Source organism: Acidovorax sp. LjRoot66, from assembly GCF_964253305.1.
Classification (GTDB): domain Bacteria; phylum Pseudomonadota; class Gammaproteobacteria; order Burkholderiales; family Burkholderiaceae_C; genus Acidovorax.
Map to the genome: position 1 here is coordinate 6,538,752 of NZ_CAXUQU020000001.1, position 13,397 is coordinate 6,552,148.

Genomic DNA, 13,397 nt, shown 5'->3' on the forward strand with positions numbered 1-13,397 from the left:
AAACCGCATTCACCGCATCGACAGGGTCATTGATCCTTGCAGTGGCACAAGCGCCTTCTGCAATACCCAGCAGGCAGCAAAAAGCCACCGGCCGTCTTGCGACGTGCGGTGGCTTTTTTTTCTTCCCGCCAGGAAGCAGGGACGTGGATGGAGGCGCCGCCTGGCAGCCCCCTCCTTCTTCATGCCCCGTTCAGTGCATCATCTGCGGCTGGCCTTCGAACAGGTGCTCGAACTGTGCCAGCCAAGGCTCGGCCAGGCAGCGGATCTGGGCATCGTTGCGCAGGATGCGCTGCATGATGCGCGTCTTTTCGCGGCGGTGCTCGGGCAGCAGCTCGTGCTCCTGGGACTTGAAGCGCAGTTGCTCGATCAGCACGGCGCAGGCCCCCTCGTAGCGCACCACGCCATCCCAATCCTTGAGCTTGGCGGCCTCCAGCATCTTGGCGCTGCTGTCTTCAATGGCTTTGTAGTAATCAATCAGCATGTGGGACATGGTTCATGCCTCCACCAGCACAGGCTGGCCCGAAGCGGTGGCGTTGGTATAGGTGGCCGCGCCATTGTTGTTCTTCTTGATCTCGTTCCAACCGAGCGCGATCGGCTCGATCAGGCGCATGACCTCTTGCATCATGGCATCGTCGTTGCGGGCGTTGGCCAGGATCAGGCGGCGTACGCAATAGTCGTACAGGGCCCCCAGGTTCTGGGCCAGCTCGCCGCCATCGACCTTGTCCAGCGCGGTGCTCAGGCCTTCCTCGATGATGCGGATGGCCTTGGAAATCGCGTTGCACTTGCCCGGCACATCGCCGCGCGCCATGGCACCGCGTGCGGTGGCAATGGCACCCAGGGCGCCTTCATACAGCAGACTGACCAGCTGGTGCTGGTCGATCGTGTGCATGCTGGTTTCCACATTGATGCGCTGGTAAGCGTTGGCTGCACGGGGGTTATGGGCGCTGAACATGGCGGGGGTCCTTGCGGTTTGATGCATTATTTATCGGCGATCGCCAACAAAACTGAAGGCCTTCCGTCAGGTCGATTTGTTCCAGGTGGTCACCTGCTGGGCAATGTACGCGTTCAGGGCATTGAGCGAGGCCATCTGCGTGTCCAGCGCGTTGTAGCGCGCAGTGATGCGCTTCTCGAACGCATCGATCTTGGCCTGGGCCGACACCTGGTCCTTGCCAATGCGCTTGATCGACATCTGCAGCGTATCGTCCTTGGACTTGAAGAAGCCGTCATTGGACAGAAGGTTCGTGGCCAGCGCCTTGACACGTACGGCCACACCCGTCGCAGCCCCGGGGTCCGGGTTGCGGAACAGGTTCTTCACATCCTCCATGTTCTCGTCCATGGCTTTGGTGAACTTGGCCGAATCCACCGCCAGATCACCCGAGCGCTGCAGCGTGATGCCCACGTCTGCCAAGCGCTGAAAGCCTTCCTTGCCCCCCGTCACTGACTGAATGGCCGAGCGCAGGGAGTTCTGCAGCGCAACCGCCGTCGAATCTCCTTGCAGCAGGCCGGCGGACTTGGTCGCAGGGTCGTACTTGGTGGCCTCGTTGAGAATCGAGTTGATGGCGTTGTAGGCCGTGACGAAATCATCCACGTTTTTGCGCACGGCCGTGTTGTCTTTGGCCACCCCGATCTCTATGGGCGCCGTGGTGACCTGTTCGACCTTGAAGGTCACGCCGGAGATCGTTTCGGAAAAGGTGTTGGTGGCCGAAGTCACCGCAATGCCATTGATCGTCGCCTTGGCATTGGCCGCAGCCTGCGTCACCGTGCTGCCGGCCACCAGGCGGGACAGGCCGGTGGCATCGGTATTGCCCGCACTGGCGATGTCGGTATCGCCCCCCTCCATCGCACTCAGGCGAAAGCCCGATTCCAGGCCGGTGCTCTTGCTGCGCAGCAACAGGCGCTCGCCCGAAGCGTCCTTGAGCACCGAGGCGGTGACACCGGCATTGGAGCCATTGATCTTGCTGGCGACATCGCTCACGGTGTCGGATGCGGAAATGGCGATGTCCACCGGCACTCCGGCACCAGGCGTAAAGGACGCAGGCGAAACACTCCACTGACCCAACTCGAGCCGCAGGGTGCCCGCCCCCAGCGCCCCCCCCACGGGAAGCAGCGCAGCCGAAGCGGTGGCCTGCGCCTTGGCGAGCCCCTGCACCTCCACACTGAAGGTGGTGGGCAGCGTTCCGCCGATGGCGGTGGCACTCACGTACTTGCTGTCGGACGAGGTGGTGGAAACAGAGTTCCAGCCTGTAACGCTGGTCAGTTTGCCAGCCGCATCGGCAAGCGCGGACACCAGGGATTTGATCTGCCCATAGGCCGAAATCTTGGTATTGACGGTGGCGGCCTGGAGCTTCAGGGTATCCAGAGGCTTTTGCTCCAGCTTCACCAACTGGCTGATGATGCTCTTGACATCCAGGCCATTGGTAGCAAGGCCGGGTGAAGAAATGGTAGCCATGAGAAACCTCCTGATCTGGTCAGCGGAAATTATGGCGCCGATCAGGCACCAAGAACGTCCTTAATCACACCAGGAAACCCGCCAATTCCAGCGCTCCTGGCACGCGCTATCCAAAGGTGAAAAGGCGGCGACAGGAAAACTGTCGCCGCCAGATGCACCAGGGCCCTTTCAGGCCCTGCCAGCCATTGTGCGCTTAACGCAGCAGGGCCAGCACACCTTGAGGCAACTGGTTGGCCTGGGCCACCATCGCCGTACCGGCCTGTTGCAGGATCTGTGCACGCGACAGGTTGGCCGTTTCCGAAGCAAAGTCGGCGTCCAGAATGCGCGAGCGCGATGCGGACAGGTTTTCCGACGTCACCTGCAGGTTCGAGATGGAGGTCTCGAAGCGCGATTGCAGAGCACCAAGCTTGGCGCGCGCCCCGTTGATGAAGCTCAGCGCAGAGTCCACGGTCTTCAGGGCGTTGGTGGCCTTGGAGAAGGTCGTGACGTCCAGGTCGGCCACTTTTTGCAGCGACGAACCACCGGTGGTCAGCGCGTTGCTGGCGGAAGTGACCGAGAAAGACTTGTCCGAATCCAGCGTGACGTAGCCACTCACCGTGGTGAAGTTGGCTGCGGTGTCTGCCGTCAGGGTCACGGTGCCGGCAACGGCCGTACCATCGGCCTGGAGCTTGGTCACTGACGTGGTACCAGCGTTCTGCACGGCCGTATCGCCCACGACGATGTCGTTGCCGGTCGCGTTGGTCAGGATCACACGGTCACCGGAGCTGTTCAGCGCAGCAGTCACACCAGTCTTGGCAGACTGGTCGTTGATGGCGGCCACGGCAGCCGACAGGCGGTCGGCGCCCGAGGTGGCCGTCAGCGTGAAGGACACGTTTTGAGCGGTGGTGTTGTCGCCCTGGATCGACAGGGTGAACGAACCTGCCACGGCGGCGATGTCCAGCTCGACATCGGTACGTGCCGTTGCCGTCACACCCGAGTTGGCCTTCACTGCATTGATCTGGTCCGTGATCGTCTTGGCCGACGAGCTGCTGGCAACCGACAGGGTAGCCGTGCCCAGCGAACCGCTGATGGACACCGCACCCGAGGTCACCCCGTTGGCAGGAGCTGCGGTAGCCGCCGCCGCTGCCGACACGCCGGCACCGGCGGAAGACAGGTTCTGGTTATTGCCATAGACGCTGGTGCGCAGGTTGGCGGTGGAAGCCGTGATGGTCTGGTTGGCGTTGGCGCCCACCTGGAACTGTTGCGTACCGAATGTGCCGTCCAGCAGCTTCTGGCCGTTGAATTCCGTAGTTTGCGAGATGCGGTCCAGTTCGCTGACCAGTTGGCCCACTTCGGCCTGCAAGGCCTGGCGGTCGCCGGCGCTGTTGGAGGCGTTGGCCGATTGCACTGCCAGTTCACGCACCCGCTGCAGGATGTCGCCGGAGGCCTTCAAGGCACCTTCAGCCGTTTGCGCCAGCGAAATGCCGTCGCCTGCGTTGCGCACCGCCTGGTTCAGGCCGCGGATCTGGCTGGTGAAGCGTTCCGAAATGGCTAGGCCAGCGGCGTCGTCCTTAGCGCTGTTGATGCGCAGGCCGGAGGACAGGCGCTGGATGGAGGTGCTCAGCGACGACTGGCTGGTGCCCAGGTTGCGCTGTGCGGTGAGGGAACTGACGTTGGTGTTGATGGTAGCTGCCATGGCAAATCTCCTGAAAAGAACTGACTGAAATGGCGTTGCCGCCAACTGGGCGCCAGGTCTACCTGGCCGCAGTGCTCACCAGCAGCTCATCGGCTTTCGGGTGAACGGCGGGTCTCACTCTTGATTCATGCGCCCCGTTGCATAGGTTTTCGGGTCATGGCGGGAAAACTTTAGGCCCAAACGTGCAGATTGAGCGGTTTTTCTCGGTCTTATCGTGCCAACGCAAAAACGCCCCGTCTCCACAATTCATCCAACGTTCCCACAAAGTCCGCCGGAGGGGCAACGCTTAAACCGGCAGAAATGTTTGTTTTCAGCTCTGCAGGAGTAATCGCAATGGCAGCTACCATCAACACCAACGTCAGTTCCTTGACGGCGCAACGCAACCTGGGGATGAGTCAGAGTTCGCTCAACACATCCATTCAGCGCTTGTCGTCGGGCCTGCGCATCAACAGCGCCAAGGACGACGCCGCAGGCCTCGCCATTTCCGAGCGCTTCACCAGCCAGATCCGCGGCCTGAACCAGGCCGCCCGCAATGCCAACGATGGCATTTCGCTGGCCCAGGTGACAGAAGGCGCCATGAAGGCCGCCGGCGACATCCTGCAACGGGTGCGTGAATTGGCAGTGCAATCGGCCAACGCCTCCAACAGTGCCGGCGACCGCCAGGCCCTGCAGCAGGAAGTCGGCCAACTGGTCGCAGAACTGGACCGGATTTCGCAAACCACGGAATTCAACGGCCAGAAGCTGCTGGACGGCACATTCGGTACGCAACAGTTCCAGGTGGGCGCCAACGCCAACCAGACCATTGTGGCAGCGACAGCCAACCTGCGCACCAGTGTCTACGGCAACAACCAGAACCTGCCTTCCGCCGGTGCCGGCGCCTCTGCCGCTGCTGCCGCGACGGCCGCCCCCGCCAATGGCGTAACCTCGGGCGCGGTATCGATCAGCGGTTCGCTGGGCACGGCCACCCTGTCGGTGGCCAGCAACTCGACGGCCAAGGCCATTGCCGACCAGGTCAACGCCGTCAAGGCCAATTCGGGAGTCACGGCCACGGCCCGCACCGAAGTGGAACTGGACATAGCCGCCGTTGCCGGCTCCTTCACCCTGTCCCTGCAAGGGGACAATGCCACCCCGGTGACGGCCTCGTTCACGCTGACGGCCACCTCGGGCGCCGACCGCCTGTCGGCTGCGGTGGCCGCCATCAACGACCAGGCGGCCAAGACCGGCATCACCGCATCGCTCAATGAGACCGGAGACCGCGTGATCCTGTCCAACGCCACGGGCAGCGATATCGTCGTGGGCGATACGGCGGTGCAGAATGCGGGCACCACCACGGTGACCAAGCTCCAGGCCGATGGCACGGCCACCGGCGGCACGGTGACCCTGGCGGCAGACACCAACGCCAACTTCACCACCGTGAGCGGCTATATCACCCTGGATTCGGATAAATCCTTCGCCGTGACGTCCGCCAGCAATGCGCTGACCACCGGGGGCTCGACCCTCAAGCGCGTGGCCGACCTGGACGTGACGACCTTTGCCAAGGCGACCGAATCGCTCAAGACCGTGGACTCGGCCCTGGCCTTCATCAGCGGCGAGCGCGCCAAGCTGGGCGCCTTGCAGGCCCGCTTCGAATCGAGCATTTCGAGCCTGAACATCACTTCGGAAAATCTGTCCGCCTCGCGTTCGCGGATTCTGGACGCCGACTTTGCCGCAGAAACGGCCAACCTGTCGCGCGCCCAGATCCTGCAGCAGGCTGGCACGGCCATGGTGGCCCAGGCCAACCAGATCCCGCAGGGCGTGCTCTCGCTACTCAAGTAACAGGCCGCTAAAACCGCAAAAGCCTGCCCCATCGAGAGATGGGGCAGGCTTTTGGCCGTTGGGTCCTGCCCGTCGCAGGGGACTTGTTTCGACGCGATTTCCGCACCCAGGAGCACCTTCATTCCAGCACGGCGTAGCTTACATGAGGTTCATAGGTGAAACGCTGAATGCGCAAGTTGGGCAGTCCGAGCTTTTCCATGACCGCACGCGTCTCTCCCGGCCAGGTCCGATTGTTGAGTTCATCAAACACAATCACGGCGCCCTTGGGCATGCGCGGGACAAAATGCTCCAGGCACACTAGGGTGGGCTCATACAAATCCAGGTCCAGATGGAGCAGTGACACAACCGTTTGGGGCTCGCGGGTCAGGTAGTCGGGAACCGTTACAGCGACATCACCGGCCACAAGCTCAACCTTCTGGACATGGCCGATGAAACGATTGGCATCAAATAGTGCGACCGCTTGCTGCAAATCGTTGAAGCTGTTTGCTTCATACCCACCGACCCGGCGCTCAGACGTCTGCACGATTGCATGCTGATCCTGCGAAGACACACTCGAAAAACCGGAAAACGTATCGAATCCAACGATACGTCTCTGCAGATTGACCGGCTCCAGGATGGCACTGAACTGCGCGAAGGCCATCAGCCCCCCTCCCCAATTCACTCCGCATTCCATCACATCACCCTGGACATTCAGGGCAAGCTTAAATATCTCACCAAGGCACATGAAGCGCGCCAATGATTGACGCGGTACATAACAGGCAAAGTTTTCCAACTTCTCAACCTGGGTCCCACCCGATTGTGAGAAATGTGCATCGAGGGCTGCACGATAACCAATCTCGCCTGAGGTACTTCGACCAGGCTGCCTGTACCGTGAGGGGTCGCTAGACAATTCAGGATTTTCAGCCACTTTTTGGTTCACTTTCTGCTTCCCTTGCCCTACGGGCATCTGCATCATGGCCAGGGTAGCTGGCATAAAAAATATTGGTCCGATCTCCCGTGGGAAAGCGCTGACGCCGGTAATCGGGTTCGGCGAGATCGGTGATTCGCAGTTGAGCAGTCCAGCGAATCTGGTTGCTAAGATTCGGCGTGCTTCGGTGCAGCAACATCTGTTTGAAAACCACTACATCACCGCGTTTCGCCTCAATCGTTACCGGGTCTCCCTGCACGTCTTCGGCCAACGAGATGTCGCGCTGCAGAAATGGCACGTAAGGCGCGATCACCTTGTCGCTGATGCGCTTGAACGGTGCCAAGCCCTCCCGATGGCTGCCCGCCATGACCTGAATGGTGCCATGATGCAAGTCAACATCCTGGAGCGGAACCCAGATCGTGACCGCATTCAGCGAACCCAACAAATACACCGAATCCTGGTGCCAGGCAAATAAATGCCGGGCATCATGCGGTTTGTCCAATCTCATATTGCAGCAGCCCATCAGCGATGGGTGCTGCATGCCGAGGCTTCGACACATGGCCCGAACGTTCGCACTACCAGACATGCAGGACAATGCTGGCAAATACTTCAGGCGGTCATAGAGCAGCGACTGATCTTGTGCAGTCAGGCTGTACCGACCCTGATCAACCGAGCTGAAAGTGTCACCCACAATCAGTTGTCCAAGTTCATCCAGTTCTGACTGCAGCGCATCAAGTTCGCCATGCTGCCAGAAGTTGCGCAATACGATGAAGCCATCGCGCTCAAAGCTGTCATGCGGAGATGTCATAAATCCTCCTGGATGGGCGTTACGCCTCGCCGCGCCGCAAAAAACCATCGGGCGCCACCGTCACCATGAGTTTGGCGGGGATCTCTCTATCGACCTCAAATTCCGCATGGCCCTTGAGCCACTCATGGACGGCAGTCTTGGGATTGTCACCAACATTCCATGGTCTGTCAGCAAAGAACCCTGGTGGCATGTCTTCCACAAAAGTGTCGAACACCACGCAGTAGCTGCCTGCAGACACAAGCGGCGCATAGGCATTGAGTTCGGCCAGCACATGGCTGTGGGTGTGCATGGAGTCAAGGCACACCAACACACGCTGGTAGCCTTTGGCGACGTCACGCACCTGGGCCACCACACCAGGATCAATGGAGGAGCCTTGGATCATTGCAATGCGGCTCGCCATGGGGTGTGCCTCTATCGCTTCTCGGTTGTGAGACCGGATGTCGATGTCAATCCCCAGGACCTTTCGCCGGGACTGCCGCGGATCCATCACAACGCCTTCCTCGATCGCATCACACATGTCCAGCATGGCCAAGAGTGATGCACTGAGAATCAACGAGCCACCGTGCGCAATACCGGTCTCGATAATGAGATCAGGGCGCACGCGCCACACCAGCTCTTGCATGGCGACCATGTCCTGCGGATACTGAATGATGGGTCGTCCCATCCAGTCGAAGTTGTAGACATATTGGCGTTGCATCGAGGCTTCCAGCCAATCACGCGACATCGATTGAAAGGCGCTGTCGGACGCATAAACCTGCAGCCTTGCCTTTCGCTCCTGAAGGAACTTCCCCGATAAATCCATTGCAATCTCCTCAGATCTTTTCATTTAACAAGAAGCCCTTGCCCCGTGGGCAGCTCAAGGACGCGATAGCCAAACTTCGCGAACCATGGATCCTCGGCAACCTTTTGCGCCCGATAAGCCAACCAGCCATAGTCGTCCAATATAAGAATCGCACCTGGAACCATTCTTTCGAACAGAACTTCCAAAGCACCTATTTCTGCGTCGGCATTATTCATATCAAGATGCATGAACGCAATTTTCTGAGGTGCCACGGTCGTCAGCACATCAGGAACCTTGCCTTGGGTGACGACTACATTTTCAAATCCTTCAAAGCGCTTTTTCACCTGAGCGAATAGCTGCTTACTGTGCTCCGGCATAGCATGATGAGGCAACGATGGATCATGGTCAAAAAGGTCATACAAATAATATTTTCGCTCAGGGAAATCATTGAATCCAATCGCATCGCAAATCACACGCGCTGTCGTCCCTTTGTAGCACGCACACTCTACAAAATCGCCATCCAGTTTCAGTCCATTCCGAGCACCCCACAATACGGTGGAGATTCGCCAAAGAACTGCTTGCTCGACCTCCGTTTGGGCGTGGGCCGCGAAAGACTTCATCAGAGGCTCATCTTCAAGAAATCCCAGATTCCGATGATGGGTGAACAAGTTATCGCCCGCATAAATACCGTCTTGTCCACTTATGCAGTCCACGGCCTTCTGGATGCCCTGAATGAAGCCTTCAGAATCATGAATACCGAAAAATATTGGCTTTAAATAATTCGCCATCAACAACATCCTATTCAAAAATTTCGCAACGAAATATCGATTCCGCCGCAAACGAAAACTCCAAGGAAACCCTCTTCACATCAATGAGAGGAAATATTTGCAAGGGCAAATCATCACGAACCACAAACTTGCAAGCAGTTACGCTTTCAATAAAGTCCAGCCATTGTGAATGCATTGTCTGAATCCCGCTTGCGACATTGTAGACTTTGGCCACACCATTCAGCGCTATCTTCGGCAGCAACGTCATAACATCATCGATGTGAATGTAGTCTTTCGCGCTATCGGGGGAACTCTCCAAAACCACTTCGCCCTGGCGTGCCTGCCGCAACAAATCAGCCACAAAGTTACCGGATTGCAAGTCCATTCCAGGACCAACTACATTTGACAACCGAGCTACCCTGACGCAGGGATGGCCGCTCGCATGGCACAGCGACTCCCCAGTGAGTTTGGACAAATTATAAAGATAGGATGTATCACTTGGGAACACTGTCAGCGAAGCTTCCTCGCCTGTATTTTCCGATCCCATGTAAACGCGTGTGGACGAAAGATACAGCATTGATGTGAAATCTGCCTTGCGCAAGATGGCGGCCAGCAGCCCTACATGCGCATCCACCGTATCAAAAGGCCGCGACCGGAAGTCTGCAGTTAATCCGACACAGTAAATGACATGGCCCAATGGCTGCAAGAAAATCGCATCGTCATCGCGATCTGGCGCCCACACCTCATGCCCCTTGGAACGCAAGTATTTGACCAAGCGGCTACCAATGTAGCCCCTTGCACCCAGAATGGTGAAAATCAAGTGCGCACCCCCATCGCAGCCAAGGGTTGGCCTGCATAGATGGTGTACGCGGCCAGTTCCCCGCGCACAATGGATCCCGCACCAACCACGCAACCTCTGCGCAACACGGCTCCATCAAGAAAAACGCACTGGGCACCAATCCACACATCATCCTCAATCAAAATACCGCCCTTACTCGGCAAAAATCCTTGTGCTCGGATCAGGCGATTCCGATCTTGGTACGCATGGTTGACCGGGGCAAAAGTACAGTTGGCGGCGATAGCCACATGATTACCAATGCGAATTCCGTGCCCCGTATAAAATACACACCCCGAGTTGATAACTACATGTTCGCCGACGATCAAATCGCCAGCACCGCCGGCAGGCTTTATCTTGACAAAACTATCAACTACAGAATGCGCGCCAACCACAATGCGACTGCCGCGTACCGAATCCTCAATATCGGCAAGCGCTGACACTGTCGCAGTCGGGTGAATTTCCATCATTGACGCACCTCCAGGCGGGGGACTGCAACAACGAACTGCCCTCCCCAATCCCGAACATAGTCCAGTTGGGCAACCACTTCATCCTGCAGATTCCACGGCAGGATCAGCACACGGTCGGGCCGGTGGGCGCGAAGATGCTCTTCGTCCACGATGTGAATGCGGCTGCCCGGCAAATACTGCCCCTGCTTTGCCGGGTTGCGGTCCACCACGTAGGGCAACAGGTCGGCCCGCACGCCGGCAAAATTGAGCAATGTGTTGCCCTTGGCGGCTGCGCCATAGGCGCCGACCTTGAGGTCACGCGCATGGCAGTCGAGCAGAAATATCAGCAGTTCGCGCTTGATGCGCAGTGATTCAGACTGAAAGCCACTATAGAACGCCGCCGAGGCCACCCCGGCAGCCGCTTCACGGGCCAGCAGGTGACCCACCCGCTCCTCGGGCTTCAGGTCGGTATCGCTGCGCTGCGCGAACACGCGCAGGCTGCCGCCGTGGGTGGGCAGTTCCTGCACATCGGTCACGGTGAGGCCGTTGGCGGCAAAGATGCGCTGCACTGCGGTGAGCGAAAGGTACGAAAAATGCTCGTGGTACAGGGTGTCGAACTGGCACTGCTGCACCAGCTGCAGCAGGTGCGGGAACTCGAAGGTGGCCACCCCCTGCGGCTTGAGCAGCACGGCAAACCCCGCCACGAAGTCATTGATGTCGGGCACATGGGCCAACACGTTGTTGGCCACCGTGAGATCGGCGGCGCGCCCGTTGGCCACCAGAGTCCGGGCCAGCGCCACCCCGAAGAACTGCTCCACGACCTCGATGCCGCGCGCCCGCGCTGCAGCTGCCGTGCTGGCCGTGGGCTCCACGCCCAGGCAGGGGATGCCGCGGCCCGCCACGTACTGCAGCAGGTAGCCATCGTTGGCAGCCACTTCCACTACCTGGCTGTGGGCGCCCAGCGACAGGCGCTCTGCCATGTCGTCCACATAGGCCTTGGCATGGGCCAGCCAGCTGCTGGAGAACGAGCTGAAATACGCGTAGTCGGCATCGAACAAGGCGTCAGCGGCCGCGAAGTCTTCGGTCTGCACCAGCCAGCAGTTCTCGCACACCAGCACCCTGAGCGGATACCAACGCTCGGGCGCGTGCAGCGCGGGTTCACGCAGGTAGGCGTTGGAAGGGGGCGCGGTACCCAGGTCTGCCAGGGGCAGGGTCACAGGAGAGGCGCAGTGGCGGCATTTCATCGGCAGAACTCGGTCAGGTCAGCGCCAGCCCGGTGAAGGCCGGCGCCAGGGAAGGGTGTTGGGCATCGCGCGTGGATCGCTCTGCTACAGGCAGCGGCCAGGCAATGGCAAGGCGCGGGTCGAGCGCATCGAGCCCACCTTCCGAGGCGGGCGCATAGGGTGCGGAGTGCAGGTAGAGCATCTCGCAATCATCGACCAGCGCCTGGAAACCATGGGCGAAGCCGGGCGGGATGAGCATGGCCCAGTGATTGGCGGCCGACAGCTCGCGTCCGAACCATTGCAGGAAGGTCGGGGAACCAGCCCTCAGGTCCACCGCCACATCCCATACGGCGCCCCGCAGGCAGCTGACCAGCTTGGCCTCGGCCGCCGGGGGGTGCTGAAAATGCAGGCCCCGCACGGTGCCACGCTGGGCCGTATGGGTGTGGTTGATCTGCGCAACTGGCCAGGTCCAGCCAGCGGGGGCCAGGTCTTCCGCGCAGAACATGCGCGCCAGGAAGCCCCGGCTGTCCGCCAGAGGCTGGCGCTGTACGGTCACCAGGCCCGCCAGCGGCGTGGGCTCCACGGTGAAGCGGCTCATGGTGCGGTCTCCCGCACGTCGCCGCACGCCTGCTCATAGGCTTCCAGGTCGGCCAGGCACAAGGCGCGCGCATCGGCGCCTGCGTGGTAGCCGCGGTACCAGGCCATGGTGCGGCCCACGGCCTCGGGCAGGGCCCAGCACGGGGTGATGCCCAGCAGGCTGCGCGCGCGCGCTGTGTCCAGGGCCAGCAGCCCCGCTTCGTGCGGGTGCTTCGCGTCGCTCTCGTAACGCACAGGCGCGGTGGGGTAGGCTGACCGTGCCATCTCGACCACACGCCCCACTGTGGCGGCCTCCTGCGGGGCCGGTCCGAAGTTGTAGGCGCCCGCGCGTGCAGGCTGCTCCCACAGCACCTGGGCCAGGCGCAGGTAGGCGGCCAACGGCTCCAGCACATGCTGCCAGGGCCGTGTGGCATGGGGATTGCGCAGCACCAGGGTCTGGCCGGCAGACCAGGCGGCCGCAGCGTCCGGCAAGAGGCGTTCGGGCGCCCAGTCACCGCCGCCGATCACATTGCCGGCGCGGGCAGTGGCCACGGCCACCCCCTGTGCGGACAGAAAGGCGTCGCGGTAGCTGGCGGTCACGATCTCGGCGGCGGCCTTGCTGGCGCTGTAGGGGTCATGCCCTCCGAGCGCATCGTCTTCGCGGTAAGGGTAGACCCATTCGCGGTTGCCGTAGACCTTGTCGGTGGTCACGACCAGCGCCACCCGCACGCCAGGCAGGCCGCGCAGCGCATCGAGCACATGGGCCGTGCCCATGACGTTGGTGGCATAGGTGTCGAGCGGTGCGGCATAGCTGGCGCGCACCAGGGCCTGGGCCGCCAGGTGCAGCACGATGTCGGGCCGTGCTGCCTGGATGAGGGCCGCCGTGGCGCCCGCATCGCGCACATCGCAGGCATAGTTGTTGTCCATGCCGCCCGCCACGCCGACCAGTGCAAACAGGCTGGGCTCGGTGGCCGGCGGCAGGGCAATGCCGGTGACATGCGCCCCCAGGCGCTGCAGCCACAGGGCCAGCCAGCTGCCCTTGAAGCCCGTGTGCCCCGTGAGCACCACCCGCTTGTCGCGCCAGAAATGGGGATCGGGCAAGGCCATGCGGC

The 13,397-nt window shown here is 60.6% G+C and carries 14 protein-coding genes; 1 reads left to right on the forward strand and 13 read right to left on the reverse strand.

Annotated elements, in window-relative coordinates; translation table 11 throughout:
* Window positions 1-190: 190 nt before the first annotated feature.
* From ACSQ3Y_RS30625 to ACSQ3Y_RS30640, 4 genes are all read right to left on the reverse strand, one after another.
* Window positions 191-490, reverse strand: coding sequence for a flagellar protein FliT (locus ACSQ3Y_RS30625; protein ID WP_007860919.1), 300 nt, complete (start codon window positions 488-490; stop codon window positions 191-193).
* Window positions 491-493: 3 nt separating this feature from the next.
* Window positions 494-952: a flagellar export chaperone FliS gene (gene fliS, locus ACSQ3Y_RS30630; RefSeq protein WP_179683300.1), complete on the reverse strand. Its 459-nt coding sequence runs from the start codon at window positions 950-952 to the stop codon at window positions 494-496.
* 66 nt (window positions 953-1,018) lie between these two features.
* The gene (fliD, locus tag ACSQ3Y_RS30635; protein ID WP_436179888.1) at window positions 1,019-2,449 is read right to left on the reverse strand and encodes a flagellar filament capping protein FliD; all 1,431 of its coding nucleotides are present in this window, start codon (window positions 2,447-2,449) and stop codon (window positions 1,019-1,021) included.
* A gap of 193 nt (window positions 2,450-2,642) precedes the next feature.
* Window positions 2,643-4,124, reverse strand: a complete 1,482-nt coding sequence (locus ACSQ3Y_RS30640; protein ID WP_436179889.1) for a flagellin — start codon at window positions 4,122-4,124, stop codon at window positions 2,643-2,645.
* Between the two features lie 333 nt (window positions 4,125-4,457).
* Here ACSQ3Y_RS30640 and ACSQ3Y_RS30645 point away from each other — a divergent pair, with 333 nt between their 5' ends.
* A complete protein-coding gene (locus tag ACSQ3Y_RS30645; protein WP_436179890.1) occupies window positions 4,458-5,939 on the forward strand; it encodes a flagellin in 1,482 nt (493 codons plus the stop codon).
* Between the two features lie 118 nt (window positions 5,940-6,057).
* On the opposite strand, the gene ACSQ3Y_RS30650 is transcribed toward ACSQ3Y_RS30645, so the two are convergent.
* The 9 genes from ACSQ3Y_RS30650 to rfbG are packed head-to-tail and all read right to left on the reverse strand — an operon-like array spanning window position 6,058 to window position 13,392.
* Entirely contained in the window at window positions 6,058-6,858 is an 801-nt protein-coding gene (locus ACSQ3Y_RS30650) for a TylF/MycF/NovP-related O-methyltransferase (RefSeq protein ID WP_436179891.1), read from the reverse strand.
* Window positions 6,839-7,654: a phytanoyl-CoA dioxygenase family protein gene (locus ACSQ3Y_RS30655; RefSeq protein WP_436179892.1), complete on the reverse strand. Its 816-nt coding sequence runs from the start codon at window positions 7,652-7,654 to the stop codon at window positions 6,839-6,841. Before ACSQ3Y_RS30655 ends, ACSQ3Y_RS30650 begins: the two co-directional genes overlap by 20 nt.
* A gap of 19 nt (window positions 7,655-7,673) precedes the next feature.
* Window positions 7,674-8,456 carry a cephalosporin hydroxylase family protein gene (locus ACSQ3Y_RS30660; protein ID WP_436179893.1) on the reverse strand — a complete coding sequence of 261 codons (783 nt, stop codon included), beginning with the start codon at window positions 8,454-8,456 and terminating at the stop codon, window positions 7,674-7,676.
* A 20-nt stretch (window positions 8,457-8,476) separates the two neighbouring features.
* Window positions 8,477-9,223, reverse strand: coding sequence for a TylF/MycF/NovP-related O-methyltransferase (locus tag ACSQ3Y_RS30665; protein WP_436179894.1), 747 nt, complete (start codon window positions 9,221-9,223; stop codon window positions 8,477-8,479).
* A gap of 10 nt (window positions 9,224-9,233) precedes the next feature.
* Entirely contained in the window at window positions 9,234-10,022 is a 789-nt protein-coding gene (locus ACSQ3Y_RS30670; RefSeq protein WP_436179895.1) for an NAD-dependent epimerase/dehydratase family protein, read from the reverse strand.
* Window positions 10,019-10,507 carry an acyltransferase gene (locus ACSQ3Y_RS30675; protein WP_436179896.1) on the reverse strand — a complete coding sequence of 163 codons (489 nt, stop codon included), beginning with the start codon at window positions 10,505-10,507 and terminating at the stop codon, window positions 10,019-10,021. Before ACSQ3Y_RS30675 ends, ACSQ3Y_RS30670 begins: the two co-directional genes overlap by 4 nt.
* A complete protein-coding gene (locus ACSQ3Y_RS30680) occupies window positions 10,504-11,730 on the reverse strand; it encodes a methyltransferase domain-containing protein (RefSeq protein WP_436179897.1) in 1,227 nt (408 codons plus the stop codon). The genes ACSQ3Y_RS30675 and ACSQ3Y_RS30680 overlap by 4 nt, the downstream gene beginning before the upstream one ends.
* A 13-nt stretch (window positions 11,731-11,743) precedes the next feature.
* Window positions 11,744-12,307 (reverse strand): dTDP-4-dehydrorhamnose 3,5-epimerase family protein, encoded by a 564-nt coding sequence (locus ACSQ3Y_RS30685; RefSeq protein WP_436179898.1) that lies wholly within the window; start codon window positions 12,305-12,307, stop codon window positions 11,744-11,746.
* Window positions 12,304-13,392 (reverse strand): CDP-glucose 4,6-dehydratase, encoded by a 1,089-nt coding sequence (gene rfbG / locus ACSQ3Y_RS30690; RefSeq protein WP_436179899.1) that lies wholly within the window; start codon window positions 13,390-13,392, stop codon window positions 12,304-12,306. Before rfbG ends, ACSQ3Y_RS30685 begins: the two co-directional genes overlap by 4 nt.
* Window positions 13,393-13,397 lie beyond the last annotated feature (5 nt).